The sequence below is a fragment of the Staphylococcus sp. FSL W8-1270 genome (assembly GCF_038007165.1).
GTDB lineage: Bacteria > Bacillota > Bacilli > Staphylococcales > Staphylococcaceae > Staphylococcus > Staphylococcus hominis.
On sequence record NZ_JBBOWQ010000001.1, the window covers coordinates 981,139 to 997,565 of the forward strand.

Consider the following 16,427-nt stretch of genomic DNA (forward strand, 5'->3'; position numbering starts at 1 on the left):
GAGCTCAATGTTAGAGTTCTATTTGTTATTATTCTTATCTTCTGAAAATGTATTACTAATTTCTTCGCCACGATTTTGAAGATTTTCAATATGAGATTTTAATTTTTCAATATTAGGATTGATATCAGATTTAAAATCTCCGATTAAAGTCTTAAATTCGTTAGCAATGTCGCTACCTTGTTGTACACCGTCATTTTTCACTTGCTTACTATAATCAATAATATTATAGAAACTACGTTTAATTGTTTCGATTTCTCGTTCTAATTCTGAGCGAGCACCAGTAGGAACTTTTTGTCCAGAGGCATTAGCATTATATCTTTGTTGATCACGATTCATCCATGATACAGCAATACCAGAAGCAAGTCCCACACCGATACCAAATAATACACGTGTAACTTTCATTTTTTATTCTCCTCACTATTATGTCGATTATAGAATAAATCATATCATTTTATGAAGTAAGTAACGATTGACTTAAGCTACTTACTATAATTATTACATTGACATATTGATTTCATTTTATATTACCCATAAATGATATTCAATATGCAGAATTATTCAAATTGAGCTTTAATTTGTTCAGCAATATCTTTTTTCTGTTCATCGCTAATTTCATTTTCATGAGTTTCCCATTGATAACCAAAACCATCGATATCATTTTTATATCGAGGTAGGAAATGGAAATGCAAATGAAATACTGACTGATCAGCATATTCACCATTATTTTGAATAATGTTTAATCCATCAGGTTGAAATGCTTTTTTAATGGCATTTGCTACTTTTGGAATAGCAGCTCCAATGTGTTTCATTGTTTCTTCATCAGTTTCAAAAATATTAGGAGAAGCTTTCTTCGGAATTAAAAGTGTGTGTCCTTTAGTAACTTGAGAAATATCTAAAAATGCATAAACATAATCGTTCTCATAAACCTTATAGCTTGGAATTTCACCAGTAAGAATTTTACCAAAAACAGTTTCTGACATAATTAAATGCACTCCTTTAACCTATTTTTACTCATTATTATAACATTGTTATTTTAAAAATTCGCTAATGAGTTATAGCAAACCTTAGTAGTTATATAATGATTTTGGTACAATATAACTCATGGAGGTGCCTTATGACAGTTAAAGTTGAACATTTAACAGGAGGATATGGTAAACGTCCTGTTATTGAAAATATAAATTTTGAATTAAAAAAAGGTGAAATAGTAGGATTAATTGGTCTCAATGGCGCTGGAAAAAGTACGACCATTAAGCACATGCTTGGATTATTAACGCCAATGGAAGGAACACTTTCTATTTCAGATACCAATATTAATGATGATATCGAAATCTACCGTCGTAAACTATCATATATTCCTGAATCACCAGTCATTTATGAAGAATTAACATTAGAAGAACATATAGTCATGACTGCTATGGCTTATCAAATAAGTAAGGAAGAAGCAATGAAACGTGCGCGTCCTCTACTAAAAACATTTAGACTTGAAAATGAACTTAATGTTTTTCCTAGCCATTTTTCAAAAGGAATGAAACAAAAAGTAATGATTATATGCGCATTTATTGTCGATCCTGAACTTTATATTATTGATGAACCATTTCTTGGTTTGGATCCATTAGGTATACAATCCATGCTTGATTTGATGGTTGAAAAGAAAAATGAAGGGCGTACAGTACTAATGAGTACCCATATTCTTGCAACTGCTGAAAGATATTGTGATCGATTCATTATTTTAGATAAAGGAAAAGTGGTTGCTTTTGGAAATTTAGAGGAACTACGAGAACAAACGGGTCTTAAAGATCAAACTCTTGATGATATTTATATCCATGTTACGCAAGGTGGTCAAACGACATGAATAATGAAGCCATAGCATTATTTAAACAACGTTATGACGCAATAAAAAAAGAAAAACATTATTATAATAAATTTATTTTTAATGGTCACTTTACTGTATTCTTAGTTATTTTATTAGGAGCCTTCATATTAGGTTATGGTCAATGGTTACAACATATTCCTAAAAATATAGATTATGCATTCTTAGCAAGTATTGTAATTGCTTTAACTTCAATCTTTCCATTTCGAACATTTTTAAAAGATGCTGACAAGTTATTTTTGCTTCCTTTTGAGAAGAATATGGAAGATTATATAAAATTAGGCCTAAGATATAGTTATTTTAACCGTATAATATTACAAATAGTGTTATTAATTGTATTATTTCCATTGTTTTATAAGCTTAATCAACAATTAGTTGTATCTTATATCGTGATGAGTGTTTTAGCGCTTATTCATCCTATTTTAGGACTACGCTTAAAATGGCAATGGTATCGTGCGAGATTGTCTCAATGGATATTAAATGTCTTAATATTTTCACTTAATTTTATAACGTATTATCTAATTTTAGGGAAACAATTATATTTTGCCATTTTATTAACAATAATTTTCTTTGGCATGGCGTACCTTATACCTAAATTTAAGAGTCTTACGTTATTTCCATGGGAACAGTTGATTTCAGTAGAAGAAAGACATCATACAAATTATTATAAATTTGTAAATATGTTTACAGATGTTAAGCATTTAAAAGAAAATGCAGCAAGACGCAAATATTTAGATTTTCTTTTACCCACACCCAAAGGACGTCGTTTTAATTCGCACAATATGTATCTTTATTTATTTGTGAGAAGTTTTGTAAGAGGAAAAGATGCATTAAGTATTATTCTTCGACTTGTTGTCATTGCACTTGTACTTATGATTTGGCTGTCTCATCCACTTGTTTCTATTATTATTGGTAGTTTATTTATGTATATTATTTTATTGCAAATGTCTCAGTTTTATACGCAGCAAGCGTATGGACTATGGCCTCAGGTTTGGCCTGTATCAGATAGTGAAGTGATCAAAGGATATGAAAAATTCTTATATCGCCTTATGATTATGATAGGTATTATTTTCGCAATCATTTTTATCATCTTTTATATAAAATACTTCTTTTTTGCAATTGTATTCTTTATTGTAGGATGGTTAACGATTAGAAGTACGATTAAAAAATTGCAATATCAGGAAACTTTATTAAGAGATTAAAAAAAGAGGGAACTTAAGATGTATTAAACACATACTTAAGCTTCCTCTTTTTATGTTAATCATTAATAGGATATAAATATCTTTCAAAATAACTTGAATGTTGACTGCTTGAGCCAAAATAATGTCTTAATGCTTCTTTAGAAAAATAATCATTAAACATATCAGATGATTTAAAATCTTCGTATGTTTGACGATTAGCGAAGCCAAAGTAAATTTTATAAGTAGTACCTTCTTCAGGTCGTAAGAAACGATAGCTTTTAAAACCAGCAAATTGACTGAAATCTAAATTCAAATTCGAAAGACGTTTTTCTAGTTGATTGACATGATCTTCTGAACTTGGAATGAAGATAGCTGAATAGAAATGTTGATGATTAAGCTCATTGATTTCATTAACAACTTCATAAGTAGTAGGGTGTTTAAGTATAGATTTATCTTCGGATTCTTCAATAATGACTGAAGAATCATTAGTTGAATAAATAAACAGATGATTTTCAGGATGATTTAAACGAATTTGATTTAAATAGTCATAAGTTCCATAAGTTGTATATATTTTCATAAGCCATACCTCCTTTATTTATGTATATTATACGATTAAATGATAAGACTAGCTATTATAAATAATTTAAATAAGAAAATAAATTGTGAATAATTTATTTAAATCAATTCACTTATAATTACAAATTTAAAATTAAAGAATAGATAGACGTGCTTTGTCATTTTTATGACATTTAATATTTAAGAAACGCGAAATCTTTTATGTTGTGATATTATGAATAAGAATGATTTTAATTTAGGAGGATAAAATGGTGCATAAAAAAAATAATACAATTTTACAAACAATTAAAGGGGAATCAACCTCACACACACCTGTGTGGTTTATGCGCCAAGCTGGCAGATCACAACCAGAATATCGCAAATTAAAAGAAAAGTATTCACTTTTTGATATTACACATCAACCAGAACTTTGTGCATATGTAACACATCTACCTGTTGATAATTACAATACTGATGCAGCTGTGTTATATAAAGATATTATGACACCACTTAAACCTATCGGAGTAGATGTTGAAATTCAATCTGGTATAGGTCCTGTAATCCACAATCCCATTAAATCTATGAAAGATGTGGAAAAATTAACTCAAATTGATCCTAAAAGAGATGTGCCTTATGTGTTAGAAACAATTAAAATTCTAACTGAAGAAAAGTTAAATGTACCTTTAATTGGATTTACGGGTGCTCCCTTTACATTAGCATCTTATATGATTGAAGGTGGACCTTCTAAAAACTACACATTTACTAAGGCAATGATGTATGGCGATGAAGAGACTTGGTTTGCTTTAATGAATCATCTTGTAGACGTTTCAATTAAATATGTAACAGCTCAAGTTGAAGCAGGTGCAGAATTGATTCAAATTTTTGATTCATGGGTAGGCGCACTTAATGTACAGGATTATCGATATTATATAAAACCATCTATGGATCGTTTAGTCCGTGGAATTAAAGAACATCATAATATTCCTGTTATATTATTTGGTGTAGGGGCTAGTCATCTCATTAATGAATGGAATGATTTGCCAATTGATGTTTTAGGTTTAGACTGGCGTACATCTATTTTGAAAGCGGATCAATTAGGTGTAAATAAAGCATTACAAGGTAATTTAGATCCTTCATTACTACTAGCACCATGGGATGTATTAGAAAAAAGAGTTAAAGCAATACTTGATGAAGGAATGCAAAGAGGTAAACATATATTTAACTTAGGTCATGGCGTTTTCCCAGAAGTTCAACCAGATACACTTAAAAAAGTAACACAACTGGTTCATGACTATACGCAAAAATAAAATTAGAATCATAAAAATTTATTTTTAAAAGGGAAGGTTTTAAGAATGACTAAAACAGTAGGTTTATTAGTAATGGCATATGGTACGCCATATAAAGAAAGTGATATTGAACCATATTACACAGATATACGACATGGTAAAAGACCAACAGAAGAAGAACTTCAAGATTTAAAAAATCGTTATGAATTTATAGGTGGTCTTTCTCCACTTGCAGGAACGACAGATCGTCAAGCTAAAGCACTTACAGATGCACTTAATAAAACATATGATGATGTAGAATTTAAATTATATTTAGGATTGAAACATATTTCTCCTTATATTGAAGAAGCAGTTGAAAAAATGCATAATGATGGTATTACAGAGGCTGTTACAGTCGTATTAGCTCCCCATTATTCAAGTTTTTCAATAGGTTCATATAATAAACGTGCTAAAGAAGAAGCGGATAAATATGGTATACAACTACATCATGTTGAACGTTATTATCAACAACCTAAATTTATTGAATACTGGACAAATAAAGTAAATGAAACATTAGCTGAAATTCCAGAAGAAGAACATGATGAAACAATTTTAATCGTGTCTGCGCACAGTTTACCTAAAGGATTAATAGAACGTAATAATGATCCTTATCCTAATGAAATTAAAGATACTATGGATCGTTTAGAAGCTTCTACAAATATTAAACATGTAGCGCAAGGTTGGCAGTCAGAGGGTAATACAGGTACGCCTTGGTTAGGACCTGATGTACAAGATTTAACAAGAGAATTATACAATGAACATCATTATAAAAACTTTATTTATACACCAGTTGGATTTGTTTGTGAACATCTTGAAGTACTTTACGATAATGATTATGAGTGTAAAGTTGTTTGCGATGACATTGGTGCTAATTACTATCGACCAGAAATGCCTAATACAAATCCATTATTTATAGGTGCGATTGTCGACGAAATTAAAACAGTTTTTTAAAAAGGAAGGGACATGTTGTGAGTAAAAAAGTTGCAATTATAGGTGCTGGCATTACAGGTCTAGCCAGTGCATATTATTTTAAACATTACAATGAAGACATAGATGTAACTATTTTTGAAGCAACTTCAAGACCTGGAGGTAAAATTCAAACTTATCGACGCGATGGTTATACTATTGAACTTGGTCCAGAATCCTACTTAGGTCGAAAAACGATCATGACAAATTTAGCAAAAGATATAGGTCTTGAAGATGATTTAATTACGAATCAAACAGGACAATCCTATATTTTTGCTAAGAACCAATTGTATCCTATTCCAGGCGGATCAATTATGGGAATTCCAACAGATATTAAACCTTTCTTAAAAACACGTTTAATTTCCCCTTTAGGAAAATTAAGAGCAGGATTAGATTTAGTTATTCCGCCTATTAAAATAGAAAATGATATTTCGGTTGGTGAATTCTTCAGAAAACGTTTAGGAAACGAAATGCTGGAAAATTTGATTGAGCCCCTTATGGGAGGAATTTATGGAACAGATATTGATCAATTAAGTTTGATGAGTACATTTCCTAATTTCAAGTATAAAGAAGAATCATATGGTAGTTTAATTAAAGGAATGAAAGATGAAAAACGCGAACGTACAAGAAAACGTCAGCTTTATCCAGGTGCTCCTAAAGGACAATTCAAACAATTTAGACATGGGCTAAGTTCATTTATTGAAGCACTAGCTAAAAATGTTGAACAAAAAGGTGTACACTTCAAATATAATACACCAGTAGAAGATATTCATATTCATAATGATAATTATGAGATTGTTACACATAATAGTCGAAAGACGTTTGATGGTTTACTTGTTACGACACCGCATCAAACGTTTATGAAATGGTTTAATCATGATTCAGCATTTAAATACTTTAATACTATGGATTCTACTACAGTTGCAACGGTTGTATTTGCATTTGATGAGAAAAATATCGAAAATACCTATAATGGTACTGGATTTGTCATTGCAAGAACCAGTCATACTGATATTACTGCATGTACTTGGACGACTAAAAAGTGGCCGTTTACTACACCAAAAGGTAAAGTATTATTACGTGCGTATGTAGGAAAACCTGGCGATACGGTTGTAGATGACCATACTGATGAAGAAATTGTAAATATCGCACGTCGAGATTTAAGTAAAATGATGACGTTTAAAGGTGATCCAGATTTTACCATAGTGAATCGATTACCAAAAAGTATGCCACAGTATCATATCGGTCATATGACTCAAATTCGCAATATACAAAATCATGTAAAACGTCAATATAACGGGTTACGCATTACCGGTGCACCTTTTGAAGCGGTAGGTTTACCTGATTGTATTCAACAAGGCAAAAATGCTGTTGAAGAATTAATAGACGAGTTATAAATAAAGCATAGTAAATAGGCACTTTTTAGAGGTTACATTTGTCTCTTTAAAGTGCTTTATTTTAAAATAAATAGTCATTATTAAGAAGAAAAGGGGAATAAAAAATGACAGATGTAATTATTGTTCATTCACAAATAGGAAATGCACAAAATCATTGGTATCAATGGTTAAAACATAACTTAGCACTCGAAGGATATAATGTACAATTGTTTAATTTAGATAAAGCGGATAACAAAAAATTAGATATGTGGCTAAAGGCTATGAAACAACAAATTAAAATCAATCATCCCGATACGTATGTTGTAACACATGGCTATGGTTCAATCGCTGCTTTGAAATTTATTGAACAATTAGATTTAAAACGTCCAATAGAAGGCTTTTTTAGTATTGCTGGATTTAAAGAAGATGCTCAAGACATCGATGAATCTGTTAATTTAGATCATATTACCATTGATTATGATGAAGTTAAGAAAAAGGTGAAACACTTTCACGGTCTCGCTTCAAAAGATGATGAACATGTATCTTATAAAGAAACTGAAAAGTTATTACAAGCTTTAGGAGGATCAATTCGAATTGTTGAAGAAGGAGGGCACTTCCTAGAAGAAGAAGGCTTTGTTTCTTTCAGTGAATTACAAGAAAAAATGCAAAAATATATGACACAATAATGTTAGAGCGGGAAAGTATCAAATAGTAATATAAAGAGTAATAATAATTATGAGATTTTATACCCAAATTATCCCATAAAATAAAATTTTTTAAGTGTAGCGTTTTTTTACACAAATTAATTTATAATTTTTATTGACTATATAGGTGTTAATATATATACTAATAAAGTATTGAAAAAAGCACTAATTAAAAAATAATTATCTCATAATTATTTAAATTTATAATTAACGTATTGTAAAAATTATTTTAAAAAAGTGTTGACATTACAGTGGCTTAAATGATATATTAATTAAGTACTCATTTGAAGTGCTAATAATATTGGCGCGGGATGGAGCAGTTCGGTAGCTCGTCGGGCTCATAACCCGAAGGTCGGTGGTTCAAATCCGCCTCCCGCAATACATAATTTTATAGGTCTCGTAGTGTAGCGGTTAACACGCCTGCCTGTCACGCAGGAGATCGCGGGTTCGATTCCCGTCGAGACCGCCATTACTTTTGACTTATGATTAAGGTTCAGTAGCTCAGTTGGTAGAGCAATGGATTGAAGCTCCATGTGTCGGCAGTTCGACTCTGTCCTGAACCATTTACACTTTGGCGGTTGTGGCGAAGTGGTTAACGCATCGGATTGTGGTTCCGACACTCGTGGGTTCGATTCCCATCAACCGCCCCATAATCGTTATTAAGCGGGTGTAGTTTAATGGCAAAACCTCAGCCTTCCAAGCTGATGTTGTGGGTTCGATTCCCATCACCCGCTCCATAATTTAATTATTCCGCAGTAGCTCAGTGGTAGAGCTATCGGCTGTTAACCGATCGGTCGTAGGTTCGAATCCTACCTGCGGAGCCATGGCTCCTTGGTCAAGCGGTTAAGACACCGCCCTTTCACGGCGGTAACACGGGTTCGAGTCCCGTAGGAGTCATATAAACAGAAGTGAAACATCGCTTCTGTTTTTTTATTTAATTGAATAGAGGAGAGTTGTCCGAGTCTGGCTGAAGGAGCACGCCTGGAAAGTGTGTAGGCGCTTTATCGCGTCTCAAGGGTTCGAATCCCTTACTCTCCGTACAGTAGCTCAGAATGGTTATTTTCCATTCTGAGTTTTTTATAGATATGATATATCAAGTATTCAACTATATTTATCTTAAAATGGATAATATCTTTTTAAAAATAAAACAATCACAAAATAAATTCAAACATGAGTCCTGTTAAGTCATTTAAAAATCGTTATAATATAGAGTGTATAACTATTGGAGGAATGAATTTTGGAATTTTGGTTAAAAGAGCAAAGTATAAAAAACAAAAACAAAATCGCGGTTATAGATGGTCAGTATACATTAACATATAATCAATTATATTCTACAGCGTATCAGCTTTCAAAAAAATTATTATCTTTAAATGAAAGTAGGGTAGGACTATATATTGGAAACGACATTGATTCTGTTATTTTAGTGCACGCATGTTGGTTAGCGCAAATTGAAATTGCAATGATCAATACACGATTAACAACAACTGAAATGACTAATCAAATGAACTCAGTGAATGTTCAACTTATTTTAACTACAAAAGAGTTCGATTTATCTTCACATCAAGTTCTCTCATTTAATCAACTCAATGATTATCCTGATACGCCTAATCATAAACAATTTGATATTCATCGTATTGCATCTATTATGTTTACATCAGGGACGACAGGACCCCAAAAAGCAGTACCTCAAACATTTAAAAATCACTATGCAAGTGCATTAGGTTGTAAAGAAAGTCTAGGATTTGATCAACAAACGACATGGTTATCGGTTCTTCCAATTTATCATATTTCAGGACTTAGCGTGATTTTACGTGCTGTGATTGAAGGATTTACTGTACGTTTATTAAATAAATATAATACTGAAGATATGTTGACTATTATTAAAAACGAATATCCTACACATGTGTCACTTGTGCCACAAACGTTAAAGTGGCTAATGGATGCTGGTTTAAATAAACCATACTCAATTGAAAAAATATTACTTGGGGGTGCTAAATTATCATCCACGCTCATACAACAGGCATTGAGTTATCAATTACCTATTTATAATTCTTTTGGAATGACAGAAACATGTTCGCAGTTCCTAACCGCTTCGCCAGATATGTTAGCTAAACGATATGATACAGTAGGTAAACCAAGTGATAATGTTGAAGTATGTATTAAACAACCTAATGAAGAGGGACATGGTGAATTACTTATCAAAGGCGACAGTGTAATGAACGGATATTTGTATCCTAAAGATTTGGATAACACATTTGAAGATGGTTTCTTTAAAACAGGAGATATTGCAGAAATAGACAGTGATGGTTTTGTAATGGTTTATGATCGACGTAAAGACCTTATTATTAGTGGTGGAGAAAATATCTATCCTTATGAAATTGAAACAGTAGCTAAAACATTCAATGGAATTATAGATGCAGTATGTGTACCTAAAGAAGATGAGACTTGGGGTCAGATTCCAGCGCTTTACTATGTCGCAAGTGAAACAATTGAGGTTAATGATCTTATAAATTTTTTACAAGAACATTTAGCAAAATATAAAGTTCCTAAGATATATCAACACGTCAATGCATTACCTTATACTTCTACTGGAAAATTACAACGTAATAAAGTTGGAACTGAGGATCATTAAATGAAAATTATTGATATACAATTTTATTACTATAAAGCGCCGTTTCATTCTCCGATTACGACGCCTAAAGTCGAAATGACACATCGTAAAGCACTCATAGTACGATTTATTTCTGATGAAGGGAAAAATTATTTTGGTGAATGTAATGCATTTGAAACGGATTGGTATGATACTGAAACAATTGAGACAGTAAAAATACGAATACAACAATGGTCAAAAAAGATTTTAAATCAATCATTCAATACATTTAGTGACTGGTTACCTTATCTTGATGTATTAGATAGTTATCCAGCTACTAGATGTACTGTTGTGATGGCGGTTTATCAGATGTTTTATTCGCAACCGTGCTTTAACGTTGAATATGGGGCAACAGTAAGTGGTTTATCTTCTTCACAATTACAAACACTTAAAGACACAAAGCCAGCACGTATTAAATTAAAATGGAGTTCTCATCTCATTAACGATATAAAAAAGCTACGCAATGAACTTCCATTTGAATTTAGTCTTGCACTCGATGCAAATGAATCACTGGATATGTCACAATTTCAATTATTAAAAGAGATTGATCAACACAACCTTCTATACGTTGAAGAACCATTTAAAGATTTAAATGATTTAAGCTATATAGATGTTACGCATTATCCTGCTATTGCTATTGATGAAAAAGCAACGGATGTACAATCAATTTTGAAAATTATTCATCAATATCCTATAACTGCGGTTGTGGTTAAACCATTTAGACTGGGAGGAATAGATAGAGCGCTAGAACTCATTCACTTATTAAAAGAGAAAGATATTAAAGTGATCGTTGGTGGGATGTATGAATATGGACTTAGTCGATATTTTACTGCTTTATTAGCAAAAGAAGGGTCTTATCCAGGAGATATTACTCCAGATAGATATTATTTTGAAACAGACTTTACACAAGGCATAGGCAAATTAAAAGAAGGATTGATATATTTCAATCCCCCTAAAGTTAATATAAATGCATTATCTGTTTATGAATGATGATGTGTATGTTTGTCTTTTTTTAAAGGTACGGGATCAAATCCACCTTCATGAAATGGATGGCATTTTAAAATACGTTTTACTCCCATATAGCCACCTTTAAATGCGCCATATACTTCTATAGCTTCTTTAGTATATTCAGAACAAGTAGGATAGAATCGACATGTTGGTGGTGTCATAGGGGAGATGAAACGCTGATAAATACGAATGATGCTTAGAAATAATTTTTTAAGCATAAATAAACCTCCTATAGACATTTGATTATTAAATAATTTTATCATATTTAAGAGGGGGATGAGTGATATGGAGTTTATCGATCAAGATGATAGACGAGTCACGATGCAATATAAAACTGATAACGATATACCGAATGGAAACCACGTTTTAGCTATTCCGATATTTCAAAATCAATTATTATTCACTAAACACTCTAAAAGAGGTATCGAGTTCCCTGGAGGTAAAGTTGAAATTAATGAAACTAGTCAACAAGCGATTGCTAGAGAACTTTATGAAGAAACAGGTGGAAAGGTAGAAGCCTTATATTATATCGCGCAATATCAAGTTCATACCTTTGATAAGTCACTTTTTAAAAAAGATGTGTACGTGATTAAAGTGAAATCAATTGAACATAAACATGATTATTTGGAAACAGAAGGTCCTATATTATTTCATCTAGTTAATGAGATTCCTGAGCACCAAAAAAGTTATTTAATTAAAGATGAAGCAATTTTAAAATGTTTAGAAAGGGTGAAAGATCTTGGGTATTACAAATATTAGAACAATGCCTGTTGAATCCAACACTCATCGATTTGAGGAAATAACTTATACAGTAGACGAATTAAATGTAAAAGCGTTACAGATGATCCCAACGTATCATAATGTTAAACGAATTGTAGTGTATTTACGTGGTGGAAAAGGGCAAGTTGGTAGAGTAAGAGCTTCAAGACTCATGCAATTTTCTGATCCGTATACATTAGTTATAGGTCCCTATTATAGAGGAAGTAATGGTAGTGAAGGAAAAGATGAATTTTGTAATGCTGATTTACATGATGTAACAGTACTTATTCGATTATTAAAAAATAAGTATCCCCAAGCTTTCGTCCATATGATTGGATTTTCAAGAGGTGGAATTCAAGGTTTATTATCATTTCAGGATGATCCAGTTGATAGTTATATTATTTGGGGTGGCGTTTCAGATGTTCATTTAATGTATGAAGAACGTGTGGATTTAAGGGGAATGCTAAGACGTATGGTAGGTCATCCGAAAAAAGATAAAGAGGCATATGAACAAAGAAATGCGATACGTACGTTGAATCAAAACAGTCCACCTATTTTAATTGTACATGGTGGTAAAGATTGGCAAGTGGGTATACATCAAGCGTATTTTCTTCAAGAACAACTAGAACGTAAAGGGGTCAAACATGATACATTTTATCAACTTGACGAAGGCCATGTCCCAAGACCGAAAGCATTGAAAGAAGTTTTAGATTATATACATCAATGGATGAATAATATAGAACAAGACTTACAAAGATGACTATAACAGTTATCATGTAAGTCTTTTGTTTAGATATATTATTAATGACTAAATCCACCATCTTTAGCAATATCTTTTACTTCATCTCCAAATGTTTTGAAGTTTTCTTCAAAACGTTGTTTTAAGTCATTAGCTTGATGACGATAAGCCTCAGGATCATTCCAAGCATGGATTGGATTTAAAATAGTCTTAGGCACATCTTCCATTTCAGTTGGTATACTTAAACCAAATATTTCATCTTTAGTAAATGTAGCTTGTTTTAGCTTGCCAGAAATAGCTTGATCTACCATATAACGTGTATAATGTAAGCTGATACGACGTCCAACACCATATTTTCCACCAGTCCATCCTGTATTTACTAGATATACATCAACATCATGGTCATCAATTAACTTACCAAGTAAATTCGCATATTTAGTAGGATGCAAAGGTAAAAATGGAGCGCCAAAGCATGTTGAAAATGATGGTTCAGGTTCTGTCACGCCACGTTCTGTGCCAGCTAATTTTGACGTAAAACCACTTAAGAAATGATACATTGCCTGAGATTTAGATAATTTAGAAATAGGTGGAAGTACACCAAATGCATCTGCAGTTAAGAAGATAATTGTATTAGGGTGTGCAGCTTTAGAAGGTAATACGATATTATCGATATGATGAATTGGATAAGCAGCACGTGTGTTTTCTGTGTTCGTATTATCATCAAAATCAACATGGCCACGTTCATTAACAATTGTATTTTCAAGAATAGTACCATATTGAATGGCATTATAAATTTGAGGTTCTTTTTCTTTAGATAAGTGGATAGCTTTTGCATAGCAACCACCTTCAATGTTAAAAATACCATTTTTATTCCAGCCATGTTCATCATCGCCAATTAATTTGCGAGTTGGCGTCGCTGATAATGTTGTTTTTCCTGTACCAGATAATCCAAAGAATAGAGCAACATCACCTTTTTCTCCAACATTGGCAGAACAATGCATACTCATAATATCTTGCATAGGTAATAAGTAGTTCATCACTGAAAAGATACCTTTTTTCATTTCTCCAGCGTATTCAGTACCACCAATTAAAATCACTTTATGTTTAAATGAAACAATAATAAATGTTTCAGAATGAGTACCGTCAACATCTGGATTGGCTTTAAAATGAGGGGCAGAAACGATAGTGAAATTTGGCTTAATATGACTTGCTTCCTCAATAGATTCAGGTCGGATAAACATGTTTTGTGCAAATAAATTATGCCATGCAAGCTCATTGATAATTTTTAATTTTAATTGTGAGTCTTTATCACTTCCGGCATAACCGTTAAAAACGTATAATTCATCTTTTTGATCTAAATAATCTAATACTTTGTTGTATAATTTTAAAAACACGTCTTCATCTATAGGTTGATTAATGTCTCCCCAATCAATATTGTCTCGATATGAAGGTTCGTTAACGATAAATTTATCTTTTGGTGAACGACCAGTATATTTACCTGTACTCATATTAATTGCGCCAAGTTCAGTAAGTTCACCTTCATTATTATTTAAAATCTTGTAATAAAGCTGAGTAGTAGAAAGTTGAAATAAAGTCGTTTCCTTCTCTAATAAGTGTTTGATTTTAGGTGTTTCACTGTATGTATCTATTGACATACAACATCCCTCCAAATATCTATTCATTTATATATGTAAGCCCTTACATTAAAAATTATAACATAATAATTTAATTATTCCATTGTAAATAAAAGAACATTTAAAAATCAAAATTGACAATTTTAAAGTATTTATGTAGTATAGGTCTTAACGGATTCTCTTATCCTGAGTGGTGGAGGGACATGGACCCAATGAAACCCAGCAACCTCTTTTTTTAAAAGAAAGGTGCCAAACCGTTTGCAGACGCAATATTTGTCTGAACGATAAGAGCGAATGGACGTTTAAGAGCCTTCTCTCTATCTAGATAGTTGAGAAGGCTCTTTTATTTTAAGCTCATTGTCAAAAGAGAATTTTCGTAAATATAGTTAAAAAAAGGAGCAAATCATGACTTATAATAAACGTTTATTTACATCAGAGTCAGTGACAGAAGGGCATCCAGATAAAATCGCCGATCAAGTATCTGATGCGATTTTAGATGAAATTTTAAAAGATGATCCTAATGCACGTGTCGCTTGTGAAACAACAGTAACAACAGGTATGGCTTTAATTTCTGGTGAAATTTCAACGTCTACATATGTAGATATTCCTAAAGTAGTACGAGAAACAATCAAAAATATTGGTTATACAAGAGCTAAATATGGTTACGATTATCAAACAATGGCTGTTTTAACAGCTATTGATGAACAATCACCTGATATTGCCCAAGGTGTAGATAAAGCACTTGAGTATCGCAATGATATATCTGAAGAAGAAATTGAAGCAACAGGTGCCGGAGACCAAGGATTAATGTTTGGTTATGCAACAAATGAAACCGAAACATATATGCCGCTTCCAATCTTTTTATCACATCAACTAGCGAAACGCTTATCAGATGTGCGTAAAGACGGTACCTTAGGTTATTTACGTCCAGATGGTAAAGTTCAAGTAACAGTAGAATACGATGAAAATGATAAACCTAAACGTATTGACACGATTGTGGTATCTTCTCAACATGCTGAAGACATTGAATTAGAACAAATCCAAAAAGATATTAAAGAGCATGTCATTTATCCGACTGTGCCTGAAGGTTTAATTGATGATGAAACTAAATTCTTTATTAATCCAACTGGTCGATTTGTTATTGGGGGTCCTCAAGGAGATGCTGGTTTAACTGGAAGAAAAATTATTGTAGATACATATGGTGGTTATGCTCGTCATGGAGGTGGCTGTTTCAGTGGTAAAGATCCTACAAAAGTAGATCGCTCTGCGGCATATGCAGCGAGATATGTTGCAAAAAATATTGTAGCAGCTGGATTAGCTGAGCAATGTGAAGTGCAATTAGCTTATGCAATTGGTGTAGCAGAACCTGTATCTATTGCTATTGATACATTTAAAACAGGTAAAGTTTCTGAAGGACAATTAGTTGAAGCGGTAAGAAAACATTTTGATTTAAGACCAGCAGGTATCATTAAAATGCTTGACTTAAAACATCCTATTTACAAACAAACAGCTGCATACGGACATTTTGGTCGTACTGATGTATTGTTACCATGGGAAAAATTAGATAAAGTGAATGTCCTAAAAGATGCCGTTCAAAAATAACATAGGATATATAGCAGTTAATTAGGTTAAACCTCGAAATTATCGTCTATTTCTATTA

16 protein-coding genes, 8 tRNA genes and 1 riboswitch are annotated in these 16,427 nt (G+C 32.2%); of the genes, 19 read left to right on the forward strand and 5 right to left on the reverse strand.

Annotated features, from left to right (window positions below):
* Positions 1-18: 18 nt before the first annotated feature.
* Complete coding sequence (locus tag NSU06_RS05025; protein ID WP_002449632.1) at positions 19-402, reverse strand: YtxH domain-containing protein; 384 nt, start codon at positions 400-402, stop codon at positions 19-21.
* A 152-nt stretch (positions 403-554) separates the two neighbouring features.
* On the reverse strand, positions 555-980 hold the full coding sequence (locus NSU06_RS05030) for an HIT family protein (protein WP_017176386.1): 426 nt from the start codon (positions 978-980) through the stop codon (positions 555-557).
* A gap of 134 nt (positions 981-1,114) precedes the next feature.
* Here NSU06_RS05030 and ecsA point away from each other — a divergent pair, with 134 nt between their 5' ends.
* Entirely contained in the window at positions 1,115-1,852 is a 738-nt protein-coding gene (gene ecsA, locus NSU06_RS05035) for an ABC transporter ATP-binding protein EcsA (RefSeq protein ID WP_017176385.1), read from the forward strand.
* On the forward strand, positions 1,849-3,072 hold the full coding sequence (gene ecsB / locus NSU06_RS05040) for an ABC transporter permease EcsB (protein ID WP_017176384.1): 1,224 nt from the start codon (positions 1,849-1,851) through the stop codon (positions 3,070-3,072). The genes ecsA and ecsB overlap by 4 nt, the downstream gene beginning before the upstream one ends.
* 55 nt (positions 3,073-3,127) lie before the next feature.
* Here ecsB and NSU06_RS05045 read toward each other — a convergent pair whose 3' ends face one another.
* Positions 3,128-3,628: an antibiotic biosynthesis monooxygenase gene (locus tag NSU06_RS05045; RefSeq protein ID WP_017176383.1), complete on the reverse strand. Its 501-nt coding sequence runs from the start codon at positions 3,626-3,628 to the stop codon at positions 3,128-3,130.
* Positions 3,629-3,875: 247 nt separating this feature from the next.
* Between NSU06_RS05045 and hemE the strand changes: the two genes are divergently transcribed.
* The 14 genes from hemE (at position 3,876) to menC (ending at position 11,617) form a co-directional block, all read left to right on the forward strand.
* On the forward strand, positions 3,876-4,913 hold the full coding sequence (gene hemE / locus NSU06_RS05050) for a uroporphyrinogen decarboxylase (protein ID WP_340779511.1): 1,038 nt from the start codon (positions 3,876-3,878) through the stop codon (positions 4,911-4,913).
* Positions 4,914-4,958: 45 nt separating this feature from the next.
* Positions 4,959-5,882 (forward strand): ferrochelatase, encoded by a 924-nt coding sequence (gene hemH, locus NSU06_RS05055; protein ID WP_017176381.1) that lies wholly within the window; start codon positions 4,959-4,961, stop codon positions 5,880-5,882.
* A 17-nt stretch (positions 5,883-5,899) separates the two neighbouring features.
* Positions 5,900-7,294, forward strand: coding sequence for a protoporphyrinogen oxidase (gene hemY, locus NSU06_RS05060; protein ID WP_340779516.1), 1,395 nt, complete (start codon positions 5,900-5,902; stop codon positions 7,292-7,294).
* A 104-nt stretch (positions 7,295-7,398) separates the two neighbouring features.
* A complete protein-coding gene (locus NSU06_RS05065; protein ID WP_019835695.1) occupies positions 7,399-7,959 on the forward strand; it encodes an RBBP9/YdeN family alpha/beta hydrolase in 561 nt (186 codons plus the stop codon).
* A 323-nt stretch (positions 7,960-8,282) separates the two neighbouring features.
* Positions 8,283-8,356: transfer RNA gene (locus NSU06_RS05070), tRNA-Met, on the forward strand.
* 14 nt (positions 8,357-8,370) lie between these two features.
* Positions 8,371-8,446 (forward strand) — tRNA-Asp (locus tag NSU06_RS05075).
* A 21-nt stretch (positions 8,447-8,467) separates the two neighbouring features.
* Positions 8,468-8,540: transfer RNA gene (locus NSU06_RS05080), tRNA-Phe, on the forward strand.
* Between the two features lie 11 nt (positions 8,541-8,551).
* Positions 8,552-8,627 (forward strand) — tRNA-His (locus tag NSU06_RS05085).
* 13 nt (positions 8,628-8,640) lie between these two features.
* Positions 8,641-8,714, forward strand: a tRNA-Gly gene (locus NSU06_RS05090).
* A gap of 12 nt (positions 8,715-8,726) precedes the next feature.
* A tRNA-Asn gene (locus tag NSU06_RS05095) sits at positions 8,727-8,801 on the forward strand.
* 1 nt (position 8,802) lies between these two features.
* Positions 8,803-8,874: transfer RNA gene (locus NSU06_RS05100), tRNA-Glu, on the forward strand.
* A 50-nt stretch (positions 8,875-8,924) separates the two neighbouring features.
* Positions 8,925-9,015, forward strand: a tRNA-Ser gene (locus NSU06_RS05105).
* Positions 9,016-9,214: 199 nt separating this feature from the next.
* Positions 9,215-10,609 carry an o-succinylbenzoate--CoA ligase gene (gene menE, locus NSU06_RS05110; RefSeq protein ID WP_017176378.1) on the forward strand — a complete coding sequence of 465 codons (1,395 nt, stop codon included), beginning with the start codon at positions 9,215-9,217 and terminating at the stop codon, positions 10,607-10,609.
* Entirely contained in the window at positions 10,610-11,617 is a 1,008-nt protein-coding gene (gene menC, locus NSU06_RS05115; RefSeq protein WP_340779519.1) for an o-succinylbenzoate synthase, read from the forward strand.
* Here the strand turns inward: menC and yidD are convergent.
* A complete protein-coding gene (gene yidD, locus NSU06_RS05120) occupies positions 11,608-11,853 on the reverse strand; it encodes a membrane protein insertion efficiency factor YidD (protein WP_019835282.1) in 246 nt (81 codons plus the stop codon). The genes menC and yidD overlap by 10 nt on opposite strands.
* 67 nt (positions 11,854-11,920) lie before the next feature.
* Here yidD and ytkD point away from each other — a divergent pair, with 67 nt between their 5' ends.
* Together ytkD and NSU06_RS05130 are read left to right on the forward strand one after the other, a co-directional pair.
* The gene (ytkD, locus tag NSU06_RS05125) at positions 11,921-12,394 is read left to right on the forward strand and encodes an RNA deprotection pyrophosphohydrolase (protein ID WP_017176375.1); all 474 of its coding nucleotides are present in this window, start codon (positions 11,921-11,923) and stop codon (positions 12,392-12,394) included.
* Complete coding sequence (locus NSU06_RS05130) at positions 12,375-13,154, forward strand: alpha/beta hydrolase family protein (RefSeq protein WP_019835281.1); 780 nt, start codon at positions 12,375-12,377, stop codon at positions 13,152-13,154. Before ytkD ends, NSU06_RS05130 begins: the two co-directional genes overlap by 20 nt.
* Before the next feature lie 41 nt (positions 13,155-13,195).
* On the opposite strand, the gene pckA is transcribed toward NSU06_RS05130, so the two are convergent.
* Positions 13,196-14,788: a phosphoenolpyruvate carboxykinase (ATP) gene (gene pckA, locus NSU06_RS05135; RefSeq protein ID WP_017176373.1), complete on the reverse strand. Its 1,593-nt coding sequence runs from the start codon at positions 14,786-14,788 to the stop codon at positions 13,196-13,198.
* A gap of 157 nt (positions 14,789-14,945) precedes the next feature.
* Positions 14,946-15,058, forward strand: a riboswitch (SAM riboswitch).
* Positions 15,059-15,172: 114 nt separating this feature from the next.
* On the opposite strand from pckA, the gene metK reads away from it, so the two are divergent.
* Entirely contained in the window at positions 15,173-16,369 is a 1,197-nt protein-coding gene (metK, locus tag NSU06_RS05140; protein WP_017176372.1) for a methionine adenosyltransferase, read from the forward strand.
* The last annotated feature ends 58 nt before the right edge of the window (positions 16,370-16,427 follow it).

What these genes read in the sequence shown, in the direction of transcription:
- NSU06_RS05025 (WP_002449632.1), bottom strand. Translation starts at nt 402, where the DNA reads ATGAAAGTTACACGTGTATTATTTGGTATCGGTGTGGGACTTGCTTCT.
- NSU06_RS05030 (WP_017176386.1), bottom strand. Translation starts at nt 980, where the DNA reads ATGTCAGAAACTGTTTTTGGTAAAATTCTTACTGGTGAAATTCCAAGC.
- ecsA (WP_017176385.1), top strand. Translation starts at nt 1,115, where the DNA reads ATGACAGTTAAAGTTGAACATTTAACAGGAGGATATGGTAAACGTCCT.
- ecsB (WP_017176384.1), top strand. Translation starts at nt 1,849, where the DNA reads ATGAATAATGAAGCCATAGCATTATTTAAACAACGTTATGACGCAATA.
- NSU06_RS05045 (WP_017176383.1), bottom strand. Translation starts at nt 3,628, where the DNA reads ATGAAAATATATACAACTTATGGAACTTATGACTATTTAAATCAAATT.
- hemE (WP_340779511.1), top strand. Translation starts at nt 3,876, where the DNA reads ATGGTGCATAAAAAAAATAATACAATTTTACAAACAATTAAAGGGGAA.
- hemH (WP_017176381.1), top strand. Translation starts at nt 4,959, where the DNA reads ATGACTAAAACAGTAGGTTTATTAGTAATGGCATATGGTACGCCATAT.
- NSU06_RS05065 (WP_019835695.1), top strand. Translation starts at nt 7,399, where the DNA reads ATGACAGATGTAATTATTGTTCATTCACAAATAGGAAATGCACAAAAT.
- menC (WP_340779519.1), top strand. Translation starts at nt 10,610, where the DNA reads ATGAAAATTATTGATATACAATTTTATTACTATAAAGCGCCGTTTCAT.
- yidD (WP_019835282.1), bottom strand. Translation starts at nt 11,853, where the DNA reads ATGCTTAAAAAATTATTTCTAAGCATCATTCGTATTTATCAGCGTTTC.
- ytkD (WP_017176375.1), top strand. Translation starts at nt 11,921, where the DNA reads ATGGAGTTTATCGATCAAGATGATAGACGAGTCACGATGCAATATAAA.
- pckA (WP_017176373.1), bottom strand. Translation starts at nt 14,788, where the DNA reads ATGTCAATAGATACATACAGTGAAACACCTAAAATCAAACACTTATTA.
- metK (WP_017176372.1), top strand. Translation starts at nt 15,173, where the DNA reads ATGACTTATAATAAACGTTTATTTACATCAGAGTCAGTGACAGAAGGG.